The sequence below is a fragment of the Myxococcales bacterium genome (genome assembly GCA_016720545.1).
Lineage (GTDB): Bacteria > Myxococcota_A > Polyangia > Polyangiales > Polyangiaceae > JAAFHV01.
In genome coordinates this window covers 201,647-224,249 of record JADKKK010000005.1, presented here as the reverse complement: position 1 = coordinate 224,249, position 22,603 = coordinate 201,647, and the positions used below count along the sequence as shown (strand labels likewise).

At 71.2% G+C, this 22,603-nt stretch carries 20 protein-coding genes; 7 read left to right on the top strand and 13 right to left on the bottom strand.

What is annotated here, in order from left to right:
* Positions 1 to 4: 4 nt before the first annotated feature.
* Entirely contained in the window at positions 5 to 1,003 is a 999-nt protein-coding gene (locus tag IPQ09_12690; protein ID MBL0195065.1) for an alpha/beta hydrolase, read from the bottom strand.
* A gap of 132 nt (positions 1,004 to 1,135) precedes the next feature.
* Here IPQ09_12690 and argG point away from each other — a divergent pair, with 132 nt between their 5' ends.
* A complete protein-coding gene (gene argG, locus IPQ09_12685) occupies positions 1,136 to 2,458 on the top strand; it encodes an argininosuccinate synthase (protein ID MBL0195064.1) in 1,323 nt (440 codons plus the stop codon).
* Between the two features lie 14 nt (positions 2,459 to 2,472).
* Here the strand turns inward: argG and IPQ09_12680 are convergent, their stop codons facing one another.
* Positions 2,473 to 2,916 (bottom strand): hypothetical protein, encoded by a 444-nt coding sequence (locus IPQ09_12680; GenBank protein MBL0195063.1) that lies wholly within the window; start codon positions 2,914 to 2,916, stop codon positions 2,473 to 2,475.
* A 79-nt stretch (positions 2,917 to 2,995) separates the two neighbouring features.
* Between IPQ09_12680 and IPQ09_12675 the strand changes: the two genes are divergently transcribed.
* The 3 genes from IPQ09_12675 to IPQ09_12665 all read left to right on the top strand — a co-directional run bounded on the left by IPQ09_12675 (position 2,996) and on the right by IPQ09_12665 (position 6,071).
* Positions 2,996 to 3,970 (top strand): serine/threonine protein kinase, encoded by a 975-nt coding sequence (locus tag IPQ09_12675; protein MBL0195062.1) that lies wholly within the window; start codon positions 2,996 to 2,998, stop codon positions 3,968 to 3,970.
* A gap of 121 nt (positions 3,971 to 4,091) precedes the next feature.
* Entirely contained in the window at positions 4,092 to 4,988 is an 897-nt protein-coding gene (locus IPQ09_12670; GenBank protein MBL0195061.1) for a diguanylate cyclase, read from the top strand.
* 330 nt (positions 4,989 to 5,318) lie between these two features.
* On the top strand, positions 5,319 to 6,071 hold the full coding sequence (locus tag IPQ09_12665) for a DUF4230 domain-containing protein (GenBank protein MBL0195060.1): 753 nt from the start codon (positions 5,319 to 5,321) through the stop codon (positions 6,069 to 6,071).
* An 18-nt stretch (positions 6,072 to 6,089) separates the two neighbouring features.
* Here the strand turns inward: IPQ09_12665 and IPQ09_12660 are convergent, their stop codons facing one another.
* Positions 6,090 to 7,361: a 2-isopropylmalate synthase gene (locus IPQ09_12660; protein MBL0195059.1), complete on the bottom strand. Its 1,272-nt coding sequence runs from the start codon at positions 7,359 to 7,361 to the stop codon at positions 6,090 to 6,092.
* A gap of 150 nt (positions 7,362 to 7,511) precedes the next feature.
* Between IPQ09_12660 and IPQ09_12655 the strand changes: the two genes are divergently transcribed.
* Positions 7,512 to 8,624: a helix-turn-helix transcriptional regulator gene (locus IPQ09_12655; GenBank protein ID MBL0195058.1), complete on the top strand. Its 1,113-nt coding sequence runs from the start codon at positions 7,512 to 7,514 to the stop codon at positions 8,622 to 8,624.
* An 89-nt stretch (positions 8,625 to 8,713) separates the two neighbouring features.
* Here IPQ09_12655 and nadE read toward each other — a convergent pair whose 3' ends face one another.
* Positions 8,714 to 10,630 carry an NAD(+) synthase gene (gene nadE / locus IPQ09_12650; GenBank protein MBL0195057.1) on the bottom strand — a complete coding sequence of 639 codons (1,917 nt, stop codon included), beginning with the start codon at positions 10,628 to 10,630 and terminating at the stop codon, positions 8,714 to 8,716.
* A 154-nt stretch (positions 10,631 to 10,784) separates the two neighbouring features.
* Positions 10,785 to 11,639 (bottom strand): histone deacetylase, encoded by an 855-nt coding sequence (locus IPQ09_12645; protein ID MBL0195056.1) that lies wholly within the window; start codon positions 11,637 to 11,639, stop codon positions 10,785 to 10,787.
* A 277-nt stretch (positions 11,640 to 11,916) separates the two neighbouring features.
* On the opposite strand from IPQ09_12645, the gene IPQ09_12640 reads away from it, so the two are divergent.
* Both IPQ09_12640 and IPQ09_12635 read left to right on the top strand, forming a co-directional pair.
* On the top strand, positions 11,917 to 13,905 hold the full coding sequence (locus IPQ09_12640) for a VWA domain-containing protein (protein MBL0195055.1): 1,989 nt from the start codon (positions 11,917 to 11,919) through the stop codon (positions 13,903 to 13,905).
* Positions 13,902 to 15,011, top strand: a complete 1,110-nt coding sequence (locus IPQ09_12635; protein MBL0195054.1) for a hypothetical protein — start codon at positions 13,902 to 13,904, stop codon at positions 15,009 to 15,011. Before IPQ09_12640 ends, IPQ09_12635 begins: the two co-directional genes overlap by 4 nt.
* 13 nt (positions 15,012 to 15,024) lie before the next feature.
* Here the strand turns inward: IPQ09_12635 and IPQ09_12630 are convergent, their stop codons facing one another.
* The 8 genes from IPQ09_12630 to IPQ09_12595 all read right to left on the bottom strand — a co-directional run bounded on the left by IPQ09_12630 (position 15,025) and on the right by IPQ09_12595 (position 22,539).
* Positions 15,025 to 16,167: a beta-propeller fold lactonase family protein gene (locus IPQ09_12630; protein MBL0195053.1), complete on the bottom strand. Its 1,143-nt coding sequence runs from the start codon at positions 16,165 to 16,167 to the stop codon at positions 15,025 to 15,027.
* A gap of 68 nt (positions 16,168 to 16,235) precedes the next feature.
* A complete protein-coding gene (locus IPQ09_12625; GenBank protein ID MBL0195052.1) occupies positions 16,236 to 16,898 on the bottom strand; it encodes a lytic transglycosylase domain-containing protein in 663 nt (220 codons plus the stop codon).
* 52 nt (positions 16,899 to 16,950) lie between these two features.
* The gene (locus IPQ09_12620; GenBank protein ID MBL0195051.1) at positions 16,951 to 17,460 is read right to left on the bottom strand and encodes a hypothetical protein; all 510 of its coding nucleotides are present in this window, start codon (positions 17,458 to 17,460) and stop codon (positions 16,951 to 16,953) included.
* Between the two features lie 43 nt (positions 17,461 to 17,503).
* The gene (locus tag IPQ09_12615; protein ID MBL0195050.1) at positions 17,504 to 18,433 is read right to left on the bottom strand and encodes a CPBP family intramembrane metalloprotease; all 930 of its coding nucleotides are present in this window, start codon (positions 18,431 to 18,433) and stop codon (positions 17,504 to 17,506) included.
* 2 nt (positions 18,434 to 18,435) lie between these two features.
* Positions 18,436 to 19,890, bottom strand: a complete 1,455-nt coding sequence (locus tag IPQ09_12610) for a glutamate--tRNA ligase (protein ID MBL0195049.1) — start codon at positions 19,888 to 19,890, stop codon at positions 18,436 to 18,438.
* 110 nt (positions 19,891 to 20,000) lie between these two features.
* Positions 20,001 to 21,017, bottom strand: a complete 1,017-nt coding sequence (locus tag IPQ09_12605) for an ADP-ribosylglycohydrolase family protein (protein ID MBL0195048.1) — start codon at positions 21,015 to 21,017, stop codon at positions 20,001 to 20,003.
* A 65-nt stretch (positions 21,018 to 21,082) separates the two neighbouring features.
* Positions 21,083 to 21,577 carry a serine/threonine protein kinase gene (locus IPQ09_12600; protein MBL0195047.1) on the bottom strand — a complete coding sequence of 165 codons (495 nt, stop codon included), beginning with the start codon at positions 21,575 to 21,577 and terminating at the stop codon, positions 21,083 to 21,085.
* Positions 21,578 to 21,690: 113 nt separating this feature from the next.
* Positions 21,691 to 22,539, bottom strand: a complete 849-nt coding sequence (locus tag IPQ09_12595; GenBank protein ID MBL0195046.1) for a DUF4349 domain-containing protein — start codon at positions 22,537 to 22,539, stop codon at positions 21,691 to 21,693.
* Positions 22,540 to 22,603 lie beyond the last annotated feature (64 nt).

The following is a 22,603-nucleotide window of genomic DNA, read 5'->3' as shown; positions in this document are numbered from 1 at the left end:
GGCGTCAACCGTTCGCGAGTCCTGGGCTCATGCGCGGCCCGATGCCCTGGCGCTCCAGGAAGGCGAACGTGTCGGCCCAGCAGGCGCGCGCGGCCGAGCGCATGACGAACGCGTGGAACGCGTGGACCTCGCCCGGGTAGTACGCGTCCTCCGCGACGGCGCCGAGGCGCGTGAGGGCGCGCGCCAGCCGGCGGGTGTCGTCGAGGAGAGGGTCCTTCGTACCGACCGGCAGGAAGAACGGGGGGAGCGGCCGGCTCGGAGCCTCGCCGCGCTCGAAGAGCACGAGGGGGTCGGCGAGGTCGAGCGACACCGCGTGCGGCGCCGCGCCGAGGTACGAGGCCTCGATCTCCTCGAGACGCTCCGCCACGAACGACGACATCGAGGGCTTCCTCCGCGCGAAGCGCGCCGAGTCGCTGACCTGAAACAGGCCGCACGCCGGCACCACCGCGCGGGGCACGGCGTTCGTCCCGTACGCGGCCCTCGCCCATGGCTCGGGGCGCTCGTACGCGAGCGCGGCCGCGAGGCTCGTGACCAGGTTCGCCCCGGCCGACTCGCCCGCGAGGACCACGCGTGACGGGTCGGCGCCGAAGCGCGCGGCGTGCTCGATGACCCATGTGTAGGCGTGGCACACGTCGGCGATCGCGGCCGGGTAGCGCTCCGCCGGCGCGAGGCGGTACTCCACGTTGAACACGGCATAGCCTCGGCGCGCGAAGGCGAGGCCCATGATCCAGTGCGTGTCCTTCGACAGAATGCGGAACCCGCCGCCGTGCACGTAGAAGACGATGGGCAGCGGGTCGCTGGTCGCGGCCGCAGGGAGGTAGACGTCCAGCAGGTGCTCTTTGCGTCGGCCCTCATGATATCTCTGATCTTTGATGACCCGCACCCCGTGGCGCGCGGGCGCCGCGCGGGGGTGCATGCGGCCGATCCGCGAGGCCCCGGCGAAGAAGCCCTGCGCGAGAAGGGAGCCCACGGCCTTTCGGGTGCGCGTCGTGAACGAGTCCATCCCACGAAGGGTACCCGGCATTCCGCCGAGTCGCGAGGCTCGCGGGCCGCGTGGACCCGGCGTCGACGCGTCGAGCGGCCGGCGCTCGTTTTGTCGTTCGTTCGCGGCGGCGCTCTGCTAGCAGCCGGACGCGTGAGCCGCATCCACAAGTCTCTCCCGCCCAAAGGTACCCCCATCGGCATCGCCTACTCTGGCGGCCTCGACACGCGCACCGCGGTCGCCTGGCTCTCGCGCCAAGGACTGGAGGTGCACGCGTACACGGCGGACCTGGCCCAGCCCGACGAGGCGAGCCCGGCCGACATCCCTCCCACGGCGCTCGTCCACGGCGCGAAGGCCGCGAAGCTCGTCGACTGCCGCGACGCGATGGTGGCCGAGGGCATCGTGGCGCTCCAGTGCGGGGCGTTCCACCTCGCGACCGCAGGGCGGAAGTACTTCAACACGACGCCGCTCGGCCGCGTGGTGACGACCACGGCCATCGTGGGCGCCATGAAGGCCGACGGGGTCCACGTGTTCGGCGACGGCAGCACCCACAAGGGCAACGACATCCAGCGCTTCTTCCGGTACGGCGCGCTGCTGAACCCCGAGCTCACGATCTACAAGCCGTGGCTCGACACGGCGTTCGTACAAGCCTTCGGAGGGCGCACCGAGATGAGCGAGTACCTCGTCGGCCTCGGCCTCCCGTACAAGATGGGAACCGAGAAGGCGTACAGCACCGACGCGAACGTGCTCGGCGCGACCCACGAGGCCAAGGACCTCGAGCGGCTCGACCGCGGGATGCGCATCGTGGAGCCGATCATGGGCGTCGCACACTGGCGGCCGGAGGTGCAGATCACGCCGGAGGAGATCTCGGTCCGCTTCGAGCGCGGCGTACCCGTGGCGCTCTCCGGCGAGCGGTTCTCGAGCCTCACGGAGCTCTTCCTCGCGGCCAACCGCGCCGGCGGGCGGCACGGCCTCGGGATGAGTGATCAGATCGAGAACCGCGTGATCGAGGCCAAGAGCCGCGGAATCTACGAGGCGCCGGGCATGGCGCTGCTCCACGTCGCCTACGAGCGCATCCTCTCGGCGGTGCACTCCGAGAACACGACCGACCTCTACGCGACGCTCGGCCGTCGACTGGGTCGCCTGCTCTACGAGGGCCGCTGGCTCGACCCGGAGGCGGAGCTGCTCAAGTCCGCGCTCACCGCGTGGATCGCCCCCAGCATCACCGGCGAGGTCACGATCGAGCTGCGCCGCGGCGACGACTACACGCTGCTCGACACGCAGGTGCCGAACGCCGCCTACCAGGCCGACAAGCTCTCCATGGAGAAGACGCTGAGCGCGTTCTCGCCGGAGGACCGCATCGGCGCGCTCGAGGTCTCCGGCATCTCCGTGCAAGACGCACGCGATCTCCTGCTCGCTCGAGCGGGCGCGACGGCGGCTCCGCTCGGGCTGCGCGCCGACGACCTCATTCGCTGAGGGCGTCAGCGGCGCTACCCGGCGGTGGTGAGGAAGATCCCCACGACGACGCCGGCGAGCACCATCATGAAGACGGCGACGCTCACGACGATGGCCACGAGCCGGGCCGTGTTCGCCACCTGCATGCCCTGCTGGTGGAGCTGCGCGTAGGCCGCGGGGATCCCGGGTGGCGCGCCGAACGGGGTCACCTGCGCACCGAACGGGGTCACTTGCGCGCCGGGCGGCGCGTGCACGCCGATGAGGTGAGGCTGCCCGTGCGGCGCGTTCGCGAGGAGCCCTTCGAAGGCGCGGGGCATGCCGCTCGCGCCGCGGTCGGCCATCATCTGGTTCACCACGGCGACCTGCTGCGCGGCGCGGGCGTGGTGCGGCAGTACCGTGCCGCAGTAGGTGCAGCTAGGCTTGGCCATGTCCATGGGCGTGAGCGTCGCACCACATGTGGGGCATCGGAGCTCCGACATTCCCCAAGCATGCCACGATCTTCCCGTCGGCTCGTGGTATTCTCCGGCTCTCCGCGGCGGCGCGGGGGTGAGATTCCGCGTGGCCCGTCCCTTCCTCGAAGAGTCCTCGGTCGTGAACGCGACCTACACGCTGCGCTCGAAGCTGGGCGAGGGCGGCATGGGGATCGTGTTCGTCGCGGAGGCGCCCGATGGACAGCGGGTGGCGTTGAAGGCCATCGCGCACGGCAAGGCCGCCGAAGAGGGCGAGCGGCGCGCGCGGTTCGAGCGCGAGATCACGGTGTGCCGCTCGCTGTCCCACGAGAACCTGATGCCGATCCTCGACCACGGCGTCGACGAGTCCACGGGCACCCCGTACCTCGTGATGCCGCTCCTCGAGGGCGAGGATCTCGAGGCGGTGCTCACGCGGGTCGGCTCGCTCGAGCCAGGCGTCGCGGTGCGCATCGCCCTGCAGGCGTGTCGGGGCCTCCAGCTGCTCCACCAAGGAGGCATCGTTCATCGCGACGTCAAGCCCTCGAACCTGTTCCTCGAGCGGCGCGGCGGCGAGGTCGTGGTGCGTGTCTCCGACTTCGGCTTGGCCAAGCTCGGGGGCGTAGCCGGCACGCTCACCGCGTCCGGCATGGCGATGGGCTCGCCCGCCTACATGGCGCCAGAGCAATCCACGAGCGCGAAGCACGCCGACGCGCGCGCCGACGTGTGGGCTATCGCCATGGTGCTCTATCACGCGCTCGCTGGGCGACCCGCGTTCGTGCGCGCCGGCTCCTTCTTTCACTACGTGGTCGACTCCGCGCGCGACGTTCCACACATCCAAGACCACGCCCCCTGGGTGAGCGGCCTCGTCGCTCGCGCGGTGCACGCGGCGCTCTTGCGCTCGCCCGACGCGCGTTGGCCCGACATCGCCGAGCTCGAGCTCGGGCTCGCGCAGGCGGTAGGCGTCGACCTCGTCGAGTCTCCCCTCCGAGTCGAGGAGCTCCGCGGGGTGAGCGACGCGACGAAGAGCCGCCAGGAGCCACGCGCCGCGCTGCCCACCACTTGGCACGAGCTTCTGCGAGGATAGCGGCGCACGGCTGAGGCGCCTCGCGTTTGTCGCATGAACGAAATGCAAGGTGCTGCTCCGTCGGCCACCGACTCTTTCGAGGCGCGCGCCCCGGCAGAGCGGTTACGCTTCCAAGGCATTGGTGAAGCCTCGCTACCATTCGACGAAGAGGATCCCAATCCCGAAGCAGGAGGGTCTGACCGGCGCCGAGCCTGGGGGTCCTCCTGGGCGCGCGTACCTCGTGGTGCTCTATGGAGCGGACCTGGGCAAACGCGTGCCGCTGGGCGAGGAGCCGTTCTTCATCGGGCGCTCGTCGGAGTGCGATTTGACGCTCGACCAGGAGACCATCAGCCGTCGTCACACCAAGATCAGCGCGACCGCGGCAGGCCACGAGGTCGAAGACCTGGGCTCGACGAACGGCACGCTCGTCAACGACGAGCCCATCTCGCGGCGCGGCCTGGAGAACGGGGACCGCATCGCGATCGGTCGTTCCATCTTGAAGTACCTCACCGGCGACGACGTCGAGGCGAAGTACCACGAGGAAATCTACCGCTTGATGATGACCGACGCCCTCACCGGTACGTACAACCGGCGCTTCTTCAACGAGGCGTGCGAGGCGGAGGTGCTGCGGGCGAAGCGTTACAAGCGGCCCCTATCTCTCTTGATGTTCGACATCGACCACTTCAAGAGGGTCAACGATCAGTATGGGCATATCGTCGGCGACTCGGTGCTCCGGCAGCTGGCGAAGCTCGTGAAGCCCAAGCTGCGCGCCGGCGACATCTATGCGCGGGTCGGCGGCGAGGAGTTCGCCATCCTCGTGCCCGAGGTAGACCTAATCGGCACCCGCGTGGTCGCCGAAAAGCTCCGCGCGGTCGTCGAGTCGGCAGTGTTCGTGGTCGAGAGCGCGACCTTCGGCGCGACCATCAGCGTGGGCTGCGCGACGCTCGCCCAAGATGGCACGAGCGAGGACCTCTACCGACGCGCCGACGAGCTGCTTTACGCGGCCAAGCAAGGCGGCCGCAACCGCGTGGTCGGCTAGAGCGCCGCCCCGGGTCCATGAAAACACCCGCGATTCCGGGCGTTTTCTTACTAGCACACCTGCGAGACTTCATTCTCGCAGGTGTGGTAGTTGGCCGCGGGAGCGGACAAGCCGGAGGGGTGAATCGGCCAGCTTTGTGGCCGAGAGGGGGCGCCGCGCCCCCTACGGGACAGGGCTAGCACGACTGCCGTTCGCGCAGCGAACTGCGTAGCGAGAGGGAACCTCTCGCAGTAGTGCTAGCTCGCTACCTGCTCGGCGTCGCGGGCCCGAGGCGCGAGGCGCGAGCCGCGACCGCGGGAATACCGCCCCGACGCTGCGGGTTTTCGCGCCATGAGCGCCCCCGACGATCCGCCGCCACCCGCCCGGACTCCGGCCTCCGCGCCGCCGACGTCGCCCTCGCCCGCGGCGTCGACCTCCGCGCCATCGACCCAGGCGTCGACCTTGCCCGCGGCCATCGCGCGCTTCGCGTGGCCCGCGGCGTTCGTGGCCGTGGCGGCGATGGGGTTCGGCCTCGTGCGGCCCGCACCCGCGGCGCCCGCCGCCACCCACGTGGTCGTCGAACGTCCCACACCGAACGTGGTGCATCAGCTCCGCGCCCTCGGGCGCTTGCAGACCGCCGCGCTCCACCTCGAAAAGGTGGTGGACGTGGCCGACCACCAGACACGGCTCTTCGGCCTGCTGGAGGCGCAGGACTCGCTCCTCTACGTCGCGTCCGGCGAGGTGGTGTTGGGGATCGATCTCGCGCGTCTCGGGCCCGACGACGCGGGATACGATCGCGCCACCGGTGTCGCGCGGGTGCGCCTGCCCGAACCCGAGGTGCTCTCCTCGCGGCTCGACGAGGTCAGCTCGCACGTGCACGCGCGACACACCGAGCTGCTCGCGCGGCGCGCCCCCGAGCTCGAGCAGCTCGCCCGCCAGCGGGCGCTCGCGGCCTTCACCGCCGCCGCGGAGGAGCCTCGCGCTCGGGAGCTCGCGCGGGTTCAGGCCGCGCGGCAGCTCGAGGCCCTCGCGAAGGCGTGGGGCGCCCGCGAGCTCGTCGTCACCTGGCGTGCGGTCGCGCCCGACGAGCTCCCGGTGCGCTGAGCGCCCTTCTTTCGTGGCCTACGCCGAGACGGAGGCGGTCGCCTTGTGGCGCGCGACCACGGCGAGCACCTCGTCCTCGCCGAGGATGTGGTCGTGCTCTTTGGCCGTCTTCAAAATCTCGGCGACCAGCCCCTCCGTGGCCTCGATCCCGCGCTCGCGAAGGTAGTAGCTCACGTTGGAGGCGCCGCTCATGAAGCCCACGCAGATCTCCTGCTTGCGGCCGAACATACCCGCCGGCACGCCCGAGTAGATGCGATCGGCGAGCCAGGTGTCGCCCTTGGCCATGGCCTTGATGATCGCGGCAGCGTGGACGCCGGTCGCCGTGCGGAACGCGTCGCGACCCACGAGCGGGTAGTTGATCGGCACCTGCCAGCCCACCGCGCGCGCCACGGTCTCGCAGTACGAGAGGAGCTTCGTGAGGTCCTGGTCTTGGATCTGGCCGAGCAGCTTCATGTTGAGCAACAGCAGCTCCATCTGCGCGTTGCCCACCCGTTCGCCGATGCCGAGCCCGGTGGCGTGCACGCGGTCGGCGCCGAACTCGAGCGCCCAGATCGCGTTTTCCAGAGCGAAGCCGCGATCGTTGTGGCCGTGCCAGTCGATGCCTACGTGGGCGCCCGCGCTGGCCACGACGCTCTTCGTGAACTGGACGAGGTTGCGCACTCCGTCGGGGGTGGCGTGTCCTACCGTGTCGGACAGGCACAGCCGCGTCGCGCCGTGGTCGATCGCCGCGCGAAACAGCGTGCTCAGCACCTCGGGGCGCGAGCGGGTGGTGTCTTCGGTGACGTAGGCGACTGTGAGGCCGTTCTTCACGGCGACATCGACCGCCTCGCAGCTCCGCTTGACGAGGAGGTCGAGGTCCCACTGCTCGGCGTACTGGCGAATCGGGCTCGAGCCGATGAAGGCGTACGCCTCGATGGGGATGCCCACCTTCTGCGAAATGTCGATCATCGGCGTGATGTCGGACACGACGGTGCGGCCGGCAAACGCGATGCGCAGGTTCATCTTGCAGCTCACGACCTCCTGGCACATGCGCAGGCAGTCGTCGTACGCGCGCTTCGAGCTGCCTGGCAGCCCGATATCGGCCATGTGGATGCCGAGGTCCTCGATGAGGTGCAGGATCTCGAGCTTGCGCTCGATTCCTGGGTCCTTGACCGACGGATTCTGGAGACCGTCGCGCAGGGTCTCATCGAAGAACGTGGCGTTCGGCGGGATGATGCGCCCCTTCCGATTGACCTCGTTCCAGTCGAAAATGAGCTCGGACGCGCGGTCCTCCATGGCGGGGTCGGTCATTGGTCACAGTATGCCACGGAGCGCCCCCCCGGAACGACAACCAGGAGCCGGCAGCGCCACCATTTTGCGCCCCCTCAACCACCAAGCCCGGCCGACGACGCGGCGCGACGCGACGCGCGCGAGGATGCGCGACTGGTCTACGATGGCACCATGAGCGACTCAGCCATGGACGCGGCGCGGCTCTCCGTAGTGCAGCCGGGCACGCGCGCCAACTTCATGCGGCGGGTGGTCGACGCCATGCGCGCGCTCGTGCCGGCCCCCGCCACGTTTTTCTGCCTCGGTACGAACGAGGCCCGCGCGTACGCCGAGGGTGCGCGCGTGGTCGACGGCGCCAGCGCCCCCATGCCCCCGTGCGGCACGCTCACGGAGGCGTTCGGCCTCGACGCCCGCAGCCTCGTCTCGAGCGGCCGGCGCGCGTACCTCGCGGACGAGCTCTACCCGGAGGCCGTGCGCGCCACCCTCCCCTACTTCGCGACGACCCGGGCGGCCGGCCTCGTGGACGCCGTGTTCGTGTTCCTCCACGAGGGCGGGCTCCTCTTCGGCGTGGTCGGCCTCGAGCGCCGAGCCGCCGATCCACCGTTCGAGCTCGACGAGGTCGCGCGGCTCGAGGCTCTCAGCCCGTTCGTGGTCTCCGCGGCCCGCGCGCAGCTCGCGTTCGACGACGTCTCGCGCGAAGCCACGGCGCTCCGTGCGCTCCTACCAGGCAGCAGCACGCTGCTCGTGCTCGACCGCGACGGCCCCTCGGTGCTGTGGGCGGCCAACCGGGAGCGGGGCGTCGACTGGGACGCCGACATCGCGCCGCACGTGCGCGCCATCGCGGACGCGACCGAGCAGGCCCTCGCCGCCAAGCGCCGCGGCGACGCGCTCCCCACCCCGCCCGCGCTCCCATTCGGCACGATCGCGGGCGTCGCCAGGCTCGAGGGCGATCCGGTCTTCGCCGGCGCCCGCTGCGCGGTGGTCCGCGTGCAGTCACTGACGAAGGCGAAAGACGCAGCGAAGCCGCTCGAGGGGCTCTCGCGCCGCGAGCGCGAGATCGCGCGCCTGCTCGTCGCCGGCTACAGCGGCGTCAACGTGGCCGCCATCGCGGGCCTGAGCGAGAACACCGTGCGCACCTATGTGCGCCGCCTCTACGCCAAGCTCGGCGTCGTCAGCCGCGCGGAGCTCGTCCGCACCCTCGTGGCGCCCGAGAGCGCGCGCCCGTCGACCGTGCTCGCACCCCCGCCCGACTCGGCGCTCGCCGTGCGCGACGACACCCTCGACTGAGTACTGCGTGGGCGGCAGGTTCTACGACATGGTGCGCATGGCAAGCCCCGCGCCGCCCTGAGCCCGCCTCCAGCCAAGCGCGCGTCACCTCAGGGGCGCGACTGCCACTCGGTCCGTTGCACGACCGGCAGCTGGAGCGCGCGCTCGCGATCGAGATCGAGGTTGCCGACGTGGAGGCAGAGCGGGGTCTGCACCCACTTGTAGATGCTCTGCGTGAAGAGCCGGGCGAACTTGGCGCTCCACGCCGTGATCTGGGCCGGCGTGTGCTCGGGGAAGATCGCGCGCAGGGCCTCCGACACCTCGGCGGGGCCCATCTTCTCGCCCGCGTAGAGCGCGAAGCAGGCGTCGAGCACTGGGAACGGCATGAGATCGCGCTCGTCTTCTTGGTTGTCGGCGAGCTCCGCGGAGGCGGGCTTCTCCAAGGTGAGGCGAATGCCCTCCGACGCGGTCTTCTCGAGCAGGTAGTCGAGCAGCGCGTTCACCACCGTCTTGGGGACGTTGGCGATGACGCTGAGCGCGCCTTCCATGTCGCCGCCGATGGTCGTGTAGCCCACAGCCTTCTCGCTCATGTTGCTCGTCTGCAGGAACAGGCCCTGGGCGCTGTTCGACCAGTTCCACATGCGCTCGGCGCGGAGGCGCGCCTGCACGTTCTGCTTGGTGATCGGCGTGATCGACTCGCCCGGCTGGAGCATGGACTCCACCGCCGCGAGCTCCGGGGCGCAGGCCGCCTCGATGGGCACCACCACGAACGGCACGCCGAGCTCTGCCGCGGCGCGCTCCGCCGCGAGCTGGGTCTGCGACGACGAGTGCCGCGAGGGCATGAAGAAGGCTCGCAGCGTCGCCTTGACGCGGGCGGCGCGCTCCTCGGTCGACTCGGCCGCGTACCGCGTGTCGATGTAGCGGCGCGCGATCCAGAGGCACAGGAGGCTGTCGCGACCGCCCGAGAGCGCCACGCCGATCGTCTTGAAGGCGCCCGTCTTCTCGAAGTAGTCGCCGACGCCGAGCGCCAGCGCGTCCATCAGATCCTCGAAGAACACCTCGCGCGGCGACGGCCGCTCGCGGAACGACGGCAAGAAGAAGCTCTGGTTCGACGGCGCGGGGTACCGCAGGGTGTCCCGGCGCGTGGAGGGCGCGTCGACGGCCACCGTGGTGACCCGCACCGAGCTCGCGACGAACGCCATCTGATCGTGGCGCCAGGTCGTGTTCTCGGTGCGCAACCGGGCCGTGCGGTCGAGGTCGAGCGTGACGCTCGCGAGCCCCTCGCGGAAGCGGGGCGCGTCGACGAGGAGCCGACCGTTCTGTGCGACGTAGCCACCTCCGTCGAAGATGAGCCCGTCGTTCGCGCCCACGAGGTTTGTGTAAACTACAGCCACTTGATTGTCACCTGCGCGCGTCGCGATCATCTCGCGCCGGGTGTCGACGACGCCCAGCCGGAACGGCGAGGCCGAGAGGTTCAGCACGATCTCCGCGCCCGCGTACGAGCGGCGGCGCATGGGCCCATCGGGCGACCAGACGTCCTCGCACACCTCGAGGGCGAGGGTCCCGAAGTCGAGCGCGAAGATGAGGTCGCCGAAGGGCACGCCGTTGGGCAGGCGATCGCTCGACCCCGGCACGCCGCTCGCGAGCGTCCGCTGTTCGTAGAAGACGCTGTACGTGGGCAGCTTCTCCTTTGGGACCACGCCCCACACGCGCCCCGCGTGCACGAGCGCGGCGCAGTTGTAGACATGCGCGCCGCGCGCCACGGTGAGGCCCACGGCGCACACGACGCCGAGGTCGCGCGTCTCGTGGGCGAAGCGCTCGAGCTCGGTCCACTGGGCGGACACGAACTCGCGCCACTGCACGAGGTCCTCGGGGGCGTAGCCGGCGAGCAGCTGCTCGGGGAAGACCAGCACGGTCACTCCGTCCTCCGCCGCGCGGCGTGTCAGCGCGATCGCGCGATCGGCGTTGGAGGTCACCGCGCCCACCGTCGTGTTCACGTTCGCGATCGCTACTCGTACGAGCCTCATGTCTCTCCTCCGCGTTCCGTCCTCACGCCGACCCTCGCGCCGCGCCCTGCACGCGCCACCGACGGCGCGAGAGTAGCAGGGGTGCCCTCCGGTACGTAGGCGCGATCCGGCGCCGGGGAAGTCCGGCCGCGGGCGAATCGCGCGGCCGCGCCGGTCAGCCGAGGGCGCGGGCGAGCCCTCGAAACACGGCGACGTGCGCCCGGACCGTCGCGTCGAGATCCCGCCCGTAGCCGCCGCCGAGGGTCGCGACGAGCGGGACCCCGAGCCTACGCGCGAGCGCGAACACCCGAGCGTCCCGCGCCTCGAGGCCCGCCTCGGTGAGGCGCATGCGGCCGAGCCGGTCGCCAACCAGGCCGTCCACGCCCGCCTGGTAGAGCACCACCGAGGGTCGAAATGCGCGCACGCGCTCGAGCCCGCGGTCGAGGGCGCCGAGATACTCGGCGTCCTCGCAGCCGTCGGGCAGCCCCTCGTCGTACGTGCTTTTTTCCTTGTGGAACGGGTAATTGCGCGCACCGTGGAGGGACAGCGTGAACACGCTCGGATCCCCCTCGAAGAGGCTCGCGGTGCCGTTTCCCTGGTGCACGTCGAGGTCGACGACCACGACCCGGGCGAGCCCGTGATCGCGCTGCGCGACGCGCGCGGCGACGGCGAGGTCGTTCCAGACGCAAAACCCCTCGCCGCGATCGCGGAACGCGTGGTGCGTGCCGCCGGCGATGTGCCCCGCGGCGCCGGCCGAGGCGGCCCAGGCGAGCGCCGCGAGGGTCCCGCCGACGCTCCGTGTCGCGCGGAGGGCGAGCGACTCGGACCAGGGGAACCCGAGGCGACGCACCTCCGGCTCTGTCAGCGCCCCCTCGCGTACCCGGCGGATGTAGTCCGGCGAGTGGACGAGCTCGAGATCGGTCACCGACGCGGGGGCGCCGAGCAGCATCGAGCCGGGCAGCTCGCGCGAGAGCGCGGCGTGGATGCGATCGTATTTTCCAAGCGGGAACTTGTGCCCCTTAGGGAGCATGAGCGAGTGGATGTTCTCGGTGAACACGAGCTTCACGTGGGGCTCCCCTCACTGCCGCCCGTCGCGGCGAGGTTCATGGCGACACCTCGCCTTCGGCTCGGGGCCGCCATCGTCCTTCGTTCGGGGGTATAGTCGCTAGCAGGCAGCGTCGCGCGGCGATCGCGGCAGGGGAGAAAACTTTCGGCGGTGTGGTGCGTCGTGAGCCGACACCGCCCGCATCGCGTGACGCGACGGAGCCACCCAACCAGCCATGACCTACTCGTAGGGAGTCAGCGAAATGATCTCGAGGCATACTGCGTTCCTGGCCGTGACCTTCGGCATGCTCGCCGTGGCGTGCGACAAGCAAGAGCCCGCCGCCAAGGCCACCGCCCCGGAGCCCACCTCGATCGAGGGCACCCTCGCGGACAAGAAGGCCGCCGACCAGCCGGCCCCGGTGACGGCGGCCACCGCGGGTGCGAGGCCTGCGGCGGAGCTCGCCGGCGCCGTGAAGGAAGAGAAGGCCAAGAAGGGCGCCTTCGACGGCCTCGGCGCCGCGGGTGGGGCCCCGGCCCCGGGCGCAGGGATCGGCGGCGGCGCCGGCCAGGCGGGCTGGACCGGCGATCCGATGGCGGGCAAGCCGAGCGCGCCCCGCCCGCTCCCCAAGAGCCTCGCGAAGCCCGTGACGGCGGCGCCGCGCGGCGCCCCGGTCGTGATCCCCGCGGCGCCCCAGGCCAACGCGTACGCTGCGCCACGCGAGGAGCCGGCCGTGGCGGCGCCCGTGGTGCCGAAGCTCGACCCGAACGCGCGCTACGCGACGACCTACCGCCCGGGTGGCGCGGCCCTCTCCGCGTTCGACGCGGCGGTCGCCAAGGGCGACATCCCTGGAGAATACAAGGATCTCGTCGGCGACTTCGGCTCGCGGTACGCGCCGCAAATGGACGCCCCGAAAGACGCAGCGCTCTCGTTCAAGGTCGAGACCGAGCGGGAGAAGCTGGCGCCAGCCGGCGGCCCGCTGAACCTGCGTATCTCCCTCCGCTCGAGCGCCACGACGGCGGCGCGCGCACCGCTCTCGGTGCACCTCGTGCTCGACGTCTCGGGTTCGATGAGCGGCCTCGCGATCGACAACGCGCGGAAGGCCGCCGCGAGCCTCGTCGAGCGACTGGACGCGCGCGACGACTTCTCGATGGTCACGTTCTCGAACTCGGCCGAGGTGCTCGTGCCCGACGGCCCGGTCGGCCCCCGAAAGGCGAAGATCCTCGGCGCGATCGGCGAAGTGCGCGCCAACGGCGGCACCAACATCTCCTCCGGCCTCGACCTCGGCTACGCACAGGCGCACAGCGCGGGGATCTCGCCGGAGGCGGTGCGCATCGTCATGCTCCTGTCCGACGGGCACGCCAACGGCGGTGACACCAACCCGGCTCGGCTCGCCGAACGCAGCGCCCGCGCCTTCCAGGACGGCATCCAGACCAGCTCCTTCGGCCTCGGCGCCGACTTCGACGCGCCGCTCATGAGCTCGATCGCCGATCGCGGCGCCGGCGGCTACTACTACCTGGCCGACTCTGCGCAGATCGCCGGGGCGCTCGCGAAGGAGATGGACTCGCGCCTCGTGCCCTCCGCGCTCGGCGTCGAGGTGCGCGTGCGCCTCCGCCCCGACGTCACCCCGACGCGAGTGTTCGGCTCGCGTGAGCTCCAGGAGCGGGAGGCGCAGCAAGTGCGCGCGCAGGAGGTCGCCGTCGACAAGATCGCGGCGGCCAAGGGCGGCATCGCGCGCGACCGCCAGGAAGACGCCGTCGGCGGCATGCGCTTCTTCATGCCCGCGTTCTCACGCGACGATCACCACGCCATCCTGCTCGGCGTCACCGTGCCGCCGGGCACGGGCGAGCGCGCTCTCGCGAGCGTGGAGGTGCGCTACAAGGACCGCCTCCGGAAGAAGAACGTCACCGACGAGCTCCCAGTCAAGATCGCCTTCGCGGGGAGCGACGCCGAGAGCGCGGCGACGGCGAACGCGAGCGTGGTCGCCACCGTGCAGGCGTTCGCGGCCGGTGACGCGATCGTCGAAGCGGAGCGCATGGTCGACACCGGCCAGCGCCTCGCGGCGACGCGGCTGCTCCAGGAGCGCGCCGAGCTGCTGAAGCGCGCGGCGGTCACGTTGAGCGAGCCGCGCCTCGGGGAAGACGCCATCCGCCTCGCGCGGCTCTCGCGCGCGGTGGGCGGCGAGGGGCAGGTCAAGGACCCGCTCCCCCTCGCGATGCTCCTGCGAGGCTCGGCCTACGGTTACCTTCGGTGAGCGCTCCCCTCCCCGTGGCACGCCCCCGCTCGAGGCGCCTGCCCCTCGCCGCGCTCGCGGTCGGCGCGGCCCTCGCGGGCCTCGGCGGCTTCCTGGCAACGCAGGCGCCGCCACCTCCCCCGTCCACGCACGTCGCGCTGCGAGAGCTCACGCCCCTCGCCCTCCCCGACGTGACCCCTGGGGAGGAGGTCGTGCTGAGGGGGACCGTCCGCACGTCGTTCGACGGAACCGTGTATGATGCAATTACACGCACCGACCTCCGACCCGACGGGCCGCTCACGCGCCGCGGGGGCCTCTTCGACCCCGAGACCACCGGCTTCCGGGTGGCGAGCCACGACGCCGCGAAGCACGAGGTGCACCTGGTGGCCACGGGCACCTCCGGCGAGGCTTGCGCCGCGGCGGGCGTGCCCTCTCCCTGCTTGCTCCCGCGGGTGACCGAGGCGGCCCATGAGCGCCTGCTCACCGCGACCGAGTTTCGCGCGACCCTCGTGGGCGAGCTCTCCGCAGACCTCCCGGAGGCGCCGCCCGCGGCGGTGCCCCCCACGCGCGCGGCCGGGGCCGCCTCGGGCGCGTTGGGGCTCCTGCTCGCGATCCTCGCGCTCGTGGGCCTCGTGCTCGCGCGCCGCGACGAGCCCATGTCCGCGGTGAAGCGGGCCGCGGCGCGGGCGCTCTCCGAAATCAAAGGCGACCGCGCGTTCGCGACCCTGCGCGCGAAGATCGACGCGCTCCTCCAGCACGCCGAGCGCCTCGAGCAGGCCCGCAAGACCACCGAGGGGCGGCTGGCGAAGCTCGACCTCGGAGGGCTCGAAGCGAAGGCCCGCGCGCTGGCGGCCGCCGGCGCCGCCGACGACGTGCGGAGCTGGGCGGAGAAGGAGCTCGAGGAGGGCAGGAGGCTCCAGCGCGACCACGAGAAGGCCGTGTTCGGCCTCGAGCGCGTCGTGAGCGCGCTCGGCGTGGTCGCCCTCGCGTCTCGCGAGGAGCGCGGCGTACGCGTGGACGACGCGGTGCGGGACGCGCTCGCCGAGGTCGAGGACGAGCTCGCGATCCGCGAGCAAGCGCTGGCGGAGGCCGACGCCCTCACGGGCAGGCCACGCGCCGGCGCCTGACGCGCTTGAGCGCTCAACGCTTCTCGGGGCTCCGCGGGGCGCGCGCGGGGCGCGCGGCGGCGTGGGCGGTTCGGGCGCGCGACGGGGTCGACGACGCGGCCCTCTCGGCCTTCTCGGCCTTGGCGGCGGGCGCGGGCGCCTCGGTCTCCTGGTCCCTCGCGCCGGTCGCCTCGGGCTTCAGGCCCACCATGTACACGTGGCTGTCGAGCCAGCCGGTCACGTAAGCGTGGCGGCCGTCCGGAGCCACCGCGACGCCGCTGCCGCGCTGCATGCCGCGGATCGGGAACACCCGCGCGGTGTAGTCGCGCGTGTCGATGACCGACACGCTGTTCGTCTCGATGCCGTAGTCGGCGGTGTACACGTAGCGCCCGTCGCGAGAGACCTCGAGAGACTTGGGCGAGCTGCCGACCGGCACGCGCTTCGTGACCGTCATCGTGGCCACGTCGTACGCGTGCACCTGGCTCGCCGTGTAGCACGACACGAAGAGGGTCTTCTCGTCGGGCGACAGGGCGAGGTGCCTCGGGATCGCGCACGCCGCCACGCGCGTGCGCTGCGACAGATCGCTCCCCTTGAAGACGTCGATGCTCGCGCCGTTGAAGTTGGCGACGAAGAGCGTGCCCGAGCGGCTCATCGCCATGCCGCGCGGCTGCGGCCCGGTGGCGAGCGTGCGCACCACGGTCCCGGACCCGACGTCGATCTGGGTCACCGACGCGCTCGCCCAGTTGGCCGCGAAGAGAGAGCGACCGTCGGGCGAGAGCACGAGGATCTTCGGGTGCGTGTCGGTCTTGACCTCGCGGGTCACGGCCTTCGTGGCGATGTCCAGGAACTCCACCGAGTTTCGCCCGAAGTTCGAGACGTAGAGCGTCTTTCCGTCGGGGGACAGCACGCTCTCGACCACGTTCCCGGCGAGATCGATGCGCCCCTTCGGCGCGAGCGTGTGAGCGTCCAACACCGTGATGTTGTTTCGGTTTCGCTGACCGAAATTCGTGACGTACACCGTGTTGCCGTCCGGCGAGAGCGAGGCTCCCTTCGGCATCGACCCGGTCTCCGCGCGGCGGAGGAGCTCGACGGCGGGCGGCTTCGCGGCCGCGGCCGGCGCGAAGAGCGAGGTGGCGAGGAGAGCGAGCGAGGCGCCGATGTAGGTTTGGGTACGCACACGCCCACACTACGAGGCCCGTCTCGGGCGGGCCAAGTTCACAGCCTGCCCGCGCCGCGGGCCGCGCCTCACTCGAGGCGGCCGATGCTCGCGTCGACGACGTCGGGGGTCGTGCGGTAACGCTGGTAGTACTTCGAGACCTTCACGACGTAGTCGCGGGTCTGCTGGTAAGGCGGGATGCCCTGGTAGCGCATCACGGCCTCTTCTCCCGCGTTGTAGCCCGCCACGGTGAGGGAGAGATCGCCGTTGAACGCATTGGCGAGGATGCGCAAGAACCTCACGCCGCCGAAGATGTTCTCGCGCGGATCGTTGATGTCGCGCACCTGGAGCCGCTCCGCCGTCTGGGGCATGAGCTGCATGAGCCCGCGCGCCCCCGCGTAGCTGACCGCGCGCGCGTCGTAGTCGCTCTCCACCTTGATGACCGCGCGGACCAGCGCCTCCGGGATTTGGTAGAGCGCGGACGCTTGCCGGATCCACTCGTCGTAGCGCGTGTAGCGGGACAGATCGCGGTCTTGCGGGGCGAACGGCGTGACCCCGGGACGCACGGCGTTCGCGGGCGGCGGCGCCGCCTTCAGGTAGAGCTTCCCCTTGGGGTCGGCCTTCGACGTGAAGTGCACGACGCCGTCGGCGTCGGTCCACTTGTAAATGTCGGCGGCGGCCGTCAGCGGCAGCGCCACCAAGCCGAGCGCCATCACGCAGCCGCGCAGCGACATTCTGCCCACCGTGAGCATGGTGTGATGGTGCCCGAGAGCGCAGCGCAGCGCAACAAGCGCGTGGGTCGGCTCAGGACGCGTCTTTGGCGTCGGGCGGCGCGGCGGGCGGCGCGGCGGCGACCGAGTCGAGCGAGGCGAGCACCTGCTCGAGCGCTCGCGCGCGCGGTCGCGTCCGCGAGGCCGCGTCGTAGACGGTCACGAGCTCGGCGAGCGCCGCTCTCGCGACCTCGCGCTCCGGCCCTGCCCAAGGGGCGGCCCCGAGCCGCCGCCACAGGAAGGTCTCGAGGATGCGCGGGTGCCGCTTGAGGGCCCGCGCGCCGCGGACGACGAGATCGACCGATTCGGGCGCGATGCGGGTGGCCCGCGTAAAGCACGCCGAGGCCTTGCGCGCCCCGCCGATGCGGTGCGCGTAGCGCTCACCCGCCGTCACGAGGATGTCCACGCGCTCCGCGTCGGTCTTGGCGGCCTCCAGCCCGCGCACCGGCGGGCGCGCGTCGTCGCTCGAGAGCTCAGGCCGAAAACGCCACAGCAGCACGAGCAAGAACGCGATGGCGGCGACGAGCACCCGGTAGTCGATCACGAGCTTCTCCTTACCTCACGAGCTTCGAGCGGGCGCGCGCTTCTCAGGGCCAGATGTGGGTGGGCAGGGCGTGCCGATGCGCGAGCGACAGCCAGTCCATCAGCGCCGCCACGGTGATGTGCACGAAGAACCCCTGGTAGATGCTCTTCGTTCGCATCGAGAGAGAGCCGAGCGCGATGCCCGCGACCACGGCGCCCACGGCCTCGAGGTAGGGCTTGCCGTAGTGGATCATGCAGTACGGGACGGCCATGGCGAAGATCGCGCCCGAGCCCATGCTCCGGCGCAGGACGCCGAGCCAGAACCCCCGGAAGAACATCTCGAGGGCGAAGAACTGCGCGAAATACATGACCTCCCAGAGGAGGAAGTCGAACCAGCTCCGCGACGACGTCTTGTAGAACGGGTAGTACGCGCCGAAATCGGGCTGGTTCGCGACCACGAGCATGGCCGGGAGCACGACGCCGAGGAAGAGCAGGTAGATCCACGCGTGGTTGAAGAAGCCGCGGGTGCGGAGGCCGAGGTCGAGCAGGGAGTCCTTCGGATAGACCACCTTCCACACCGAGAACGGCACGACCACGTACCCGAAGATGCGCGTGCCGGCCCACCAAGCATAGCTGTAGAGCTCATCGAATTTCGCGAGGTGCAGCACGCCGTGGTGAGCGGCCTCGTACTTCTCGAGGACCGGCTTGGCGTACACGACGTAGGCCGCCCGGCCGCCGTAGTACTCCTGCATGGTCAGGATGAGCGCGCACATGAGCATCGCCACGAACGGGCGGTAGTCGGTCTTGCCCTCGGCCAGCAGCTCCGCGCGGTGCCTGTGCGCGTCTTCGTCGAGCTCCCGCCACGTGTCGCGGAAGAAGAGCCACATGATCGGCGCGAGGCCGGCGAGGATGGGGATGGGCAGGAACGGCTTGGCCGTCTCCAGGAGCTCGGCGAAGCGCGCTGTGGGGACGACACCTGCGGCGAGGGTCGCCATCGTCAGGTGCCTGCGGCGCTGGCGCCCGCGACCGAGAGCGCGGCCCCGGCGCGGAGCCGCGCGAGCGTGGTCGCCTTGCCGAGCAGGGCCATCACCTCGTAGAGGCCAGGGCTGCTCGCCCGCCCCGTGAGCGCGACGCGCACCGGCGCCGCGACCCGCTTCATCTCGAGGCCGCGCTCCGCGAGCAGCGCGTGCAGCGTGGCCTCGGTCGCGCCCGCGTCGAAGGGCTCGGTCGCCTCCAGGCGATCGGCGAGGTCGAGGAGCAGCGGCGCGCTCTCGGGGACCAGGGCCTTCTCCTTCGCCTTCTCGTCGAAGACCGGCGTGGGCCGGAGGAAGTAGTCGACGGCCTCGGCGGCCTCGACCAGCGTGCGCGCGCGCTCACGGACCATGACCAGGGAGCCTCGCACGACCGCCGGGTCGAACGTGAGGCCCCGCGCCTCCACGAACGGGCGCATGTATTCTACATACGTTTCGTCGGGCACGCGCGCGGGGCCCTTCAGGTGCTCGTGCTGGACCGCGAGGAACTTCTTCTCGTCGAACTTGCCGTCGCCGCGGCCGCAGCTCGCCCAGTCGAAAGCCTCGACCAGCTCGGCCTTCGAGAACACCTCTTGATCGCCGAACGACCAGCCGAACCGCGCGAGGTAGTTCAGGACCGCGTCGGGGGTGTAGCCCTTGTCGCGGTACTCGAACACGCCGACCGCGCCGTCGCGCTTGGAGAGCTTCGCGCCCTTCTGGTTCAGCATCATGGGCAGGTGCGCGAACTCGGGCACCGGCGCGCCGAGGGCCTCGTAGAGGAGGATCTGCGGCGGCGTGTTCACCATGTGATCGCGGCCTCGCGCGACGAGCGTGATGCCCATCGTCACGTCGTCGACGACGGCTCCGAAGTTGTAGAGCGGCACGCCGTCGGACCGGAGCAGCACGAAGTCTTGCTGGGCGGCGTTCGGGGTCTTCACCTCGCCGAACACCTTGTCGACGTAGGTGACCTGTCCCTCGGACGGCACCTTGAAGCGCACGACGTGGGGCTCGCCGGGGCGCGCGATCTGCTCGCGCCACTCCCGCGGGTAGCGAAACTCGGCCTTGGGGTCCTTCTCCTTCAGCGCGGCCCGGGCGGCGTCGAGCTCGTCGCGGGTCTTGTAGCAGCGGAAGGCCTTGCCCTCGGCGATGAGGCGCTCGGCGTACTCCTTGTAGAGCGCGAGCCGCTCCATCTGGCAGTACGGTCCGTGAGGACCGCCCACCTCGGGGCCCTCGTCCCAGTCGATGCCGAGCCAACGCAGCGAGTCGAAGATGACCTGGCGGCTCGCCTCGGTCGACCGCTCGCGATCGGTGTCTTCGATGCGGAGCACGAAGGCGCCGCCGGTCTTGCGGGCCCAGAGCCAGTTGAAGAGGGCCGTGCGCACGCCACCGATGTGGAGGTAGCCCGTGGGCGACGGAGCAAAACGTACGCGCGGCGTTCCCATTCGGCGCATCCCTAACAGAGCGGAGCCGACGGGTCTACGCGGCGCGGGGTCCGCGGCGCGGGTCCGGGCGCAGGGCCGGGCGCGGGGCAGGCGCGGACCGGCCGCGTCGGTCAGTGGGGCGCCGGAGCCCCGTGCACCGCGAGCAGGCCCCGGACCAGGGGCGAGACGACCTCGCGCCCGCGGAGCGCTTCGAGCATTCGCGCCGGGATTCCCGCCTCGCCCCCCTCACCCCCGCCACCCCCGCCACCCCCGCCACCCCCGCCACCCTCGCCACCCCCGCCACCCCAGCGCACGCCGGCGATGCCGCCGACGACACAGGCGGTGGTGTCCGTGTCGTGCCCGAGGGCGATCGCGGCCTTGACCGCGGCCTCGTACGAGGGCTCCTCGAGGCAGGCGCGGGCCGAGCGGAGGGTGTCGACCACGTAGCCGGAGCCGCCGCCGGGGCTCGCGTCGTCGGGTCGAACGTGCCCCTCGAGCACCTCGGTGCGCGCGGGATCGTCGCGGTAGAGCGCGCGCAACTCGGCCGCCGCGCGGGCGTACGCGTGGGGGCGACCGGCGAGCTCGTGGCGCGCCCAGAGGCAGTAGAGCGCGCAGCAGACCCGCGCGCGGAGGTGCCCGTGCGTGGGCAGGCAGGAGCGCTCGGCGAGCGCGCAAAGCTCCGCGTCGGACCCGCGGTGGAAGAGCGCGAGGGGGAGCACGCGCATGAGCGAGCCGTTGCCGTTGTCGCGCTCCCCGGCGGGCCCGGCCTCCTCCGGAGAGACGCCGTCGCGGAGCGCCCGGAGGGCTCGCGAGGTCTGCACGCCCACGTCGAAGACGCGGCCGTCGGGCGTGTAGCGCCCCTCCTCGAACCACGCGAGCAACCTCGCGGCGAAGTCGTCGAGCGCGAGCCCGTCGCGCGCGAGCAGCGAGTCGAGCAGGGCGAGCGCCTGGGCGCCGTCGTCCGACCAGGTGCCCGTCGGCACGCCCCGGTGCGCCCGCAGGAAGCCCGCGGGCGGGACCATCTCGAGCTCGGCGCGGGGTGGGAGGCGCTCGGGGCGGTGAAACTCGTACGGGACGCCGAGGGCGTCCCCCACGAGAAGGCCGAGCACGCCACCGGAGAGCCTGGAGGAGAGCGAGAGGGTGATCATGAATTTGTCTTAGCACCCCACTAAAGGTCCGCAAGACTTTTATCAGGGTCCGTGGCGCAACCGCGCTACCACCGGTGGCAGGTGCGCGACGCGAGCACCGGCGACACCAGCGTGTCGCACTTCACCTTGAGGCTCTTCATCGTCCACTCCACGCTCGCGCGGTTGCGCTCGAACAACGGCTTCGGCGCGCCCGCCTCCGCGAGGAAGAGCTTCCCCTGGGCTGCGTAGACGGTGACCCAGTAGAGATAGGGCTTGCCGTCCTCGTCGTGGGCGAACTCCATGCGCTTGCCGGGCGTGCCGTCGAGCGAGGTGACGTCGACCGTGGCGAGGTGCGCGTAGCCCGAGACGTCGCGCATCTGCAGGACGATCGACTTGGTCCAGAAGCCGAGCTCGGCTCGGTCCTCGTCCTCGAGGACCTTGACCGACATGACCACGCCCTCGGGGCTGGTGGCGCGGTAGTCGTAGCCGGTCGCCGATTGACCCTCGAGCTCGACGAAGCCGGGCGCGGTGGCGATGCGGAAGGGGCGACCGCAGCCGACGCTCGCGAGGGCGAGGGCCAATATGGCGGCGCAGAGCAGGTACCAGGCGGGGCGAGACGGGCGAGACGGGCGAGACGGGCGAGACGGGCGAGACGGGCGAGACGGGCGAGACGGGCGAGACGGGCGAGACGGGCTCATCGGGTGCGCTCCTCTTGAAGCTGAAGGAGGTTCACGAGGCCGAGCTGCTGGAGCCAAGGGAACGGCAGCCGCACACGGCTCGCGCTCTGCAGGGCGTTGCCTCGCGCCGCGAACACGACGGTGATCGTGGAGTACGCGATCTTGTCGCTGAGCAGCTTGAGCTTCCCCTCGAGCAGCTCGAGCTCCTGCGTCACGCGGGCGAGCTCCTTCTCGATGTCGATGGCCTCCTTCACCGCGGCCTTCTCGAGGAGCTGCTTCAGGCGGGTCTGCATCGCGCGCCCGTTCTTGATGCGTATCTCGAGGTCGACGTACTGGTCGGTCACGTCCTCGGCCGACACGTCGCGGTGGAGCACATCGCCGATCTTCTCGATCGCGCCGAGCGCCGCGTCGAACTTCGCCCGGGGGACCCGCACGGTGATCTGGTTATCGTTGCGGAGCGACAGGTAGCCGCCGCTCTCCTTCGCGATGCGCTCGACCAGGGCCAGGTTCGGCTGCACCTGGTAGACAGCCATCGTGATGGTTGCAGTATACACAATAAGGTGGGTCTCGCGGGCTACCTCGGCCTGGCCGTCGGACGAGGCCTTCTTCTCGGGCGCCGAGCGCTGATCCGCAGGAGCGGCGGACGGCGACGGCGGGGGCGGGGGCGGCGGGGGCGGCGCCTCCGCCGGGCCGCGGCCGGGGGACTCCTCGCGGTCCGCCATCGCCACGACGGCACCCGCGCTGGACTTCGTCCTCAGGTTCGGCGCCATGGCGGGCGCGCTCTCCGCGGAGGCCATCCCGCACCCCTGCAGGCACGCGAGCGCCCCGAGCACCATCAGGCCTTGTCTCCTCCGACTTGTCCGCATGTTCAGTCCTCCGAGGGTTCGATGCGCGGTCAGCGTAGGCTCAAACGCAGCCGCCGCGCCGACC

Bases quoted from the DNA above. Each gene is read 5' to 3' on its own strand.
- IPQ09_12690 (MBL0195065.1), bottom strand. From the start codon at position 1,003: ATGGACTCGTTCACGACGCGCACCCGAAAGGCCGTGGGCTCCCTTCTC.
- IPQ09_12680 (MBL0195063.1), bottom strand. From the start codon at position 2,916: ATGTCGGAGCTCCGATGCCCCACATGTGGTGCGACGCTCACGCCCATG.
- IPQ09_12665 (MBL0195060.1), top strand. From the start codon at position 5,319: ATGAGCGCCCCCGACGATCCGCCGCCACCCGCCCGGACTCCGGCCTCC.
- IPQ09_12660 (MBL0195059.1), bottom strand. From the start codon at position 7,361: ATGACCGACCCCGCCATGGAGGACCGCGCGTCCGAGCTCATTTTCGAC.
- IPQ09_12655 (MBL0195058.1), top strand. From the start codon at position 7,512: ATGAGCGACTCAGCCATGGACGCGGCGCGGCTCTCCGTAGTGCAGCCG.
- nadE (MBL0195057.1), bottom strand. From the start codon at position 10,630: ATGAGGCTCGTACGAGTAGCGATCGCGAACGTGAACACGACGGTGGGC.
- IPQ09_12645 (MBL0195056.1), bottom strand. From the start codon at position 11,639: ATGCTCCCTAAGGGGCACAAGTTCCCGCTTGGAAAATACGATCGCATC.
- IPQ09_12640 (MBL0195055.1), top strand. From the start codon at position 11,917: ATGATCTCGAGGCATACTGCGTTCCTGGCCGTGACCTTCGGCATGCTC.
- IPQ09_12625 (MBL0195052.1), bottom strand. From the start codon at position 16,898: ATGCTCACGGTGGGCAGAATGTCGCTGCGCGGCTGCGTGATGGCGCTC.
- IPQ09_12615 (MBL0195050.1), bottom strand. From the start codon at position 18,433: ATGGCGACCCTCGCCGCAGGTGTCGTCCCCACAGCGCGCTTCGCCGAG.
- IPQ09_12610 (MBL0195049.1), bottom strand. From the start codon at position 19,890: ATGGGAACGCCGCGCGTACGTTTTGCTCCGTCGCCCACGGGCTACCTC.
- IPQ09_12605 (MBL0195048.1), bottom strand. From the start codon at position 21,017: ATGATCACCCTCTCGCTCTCCTCCAGGCTCTCCGGTGGCGTGCTCGGC.
- IPQ09_12595 (MBL0195046.1), bottom strand. From the start codon at position 22,539: ATGCGGACAAGTCGGAGGAGACAAGGCCTGATGGTGCTCGGGGCGCTC.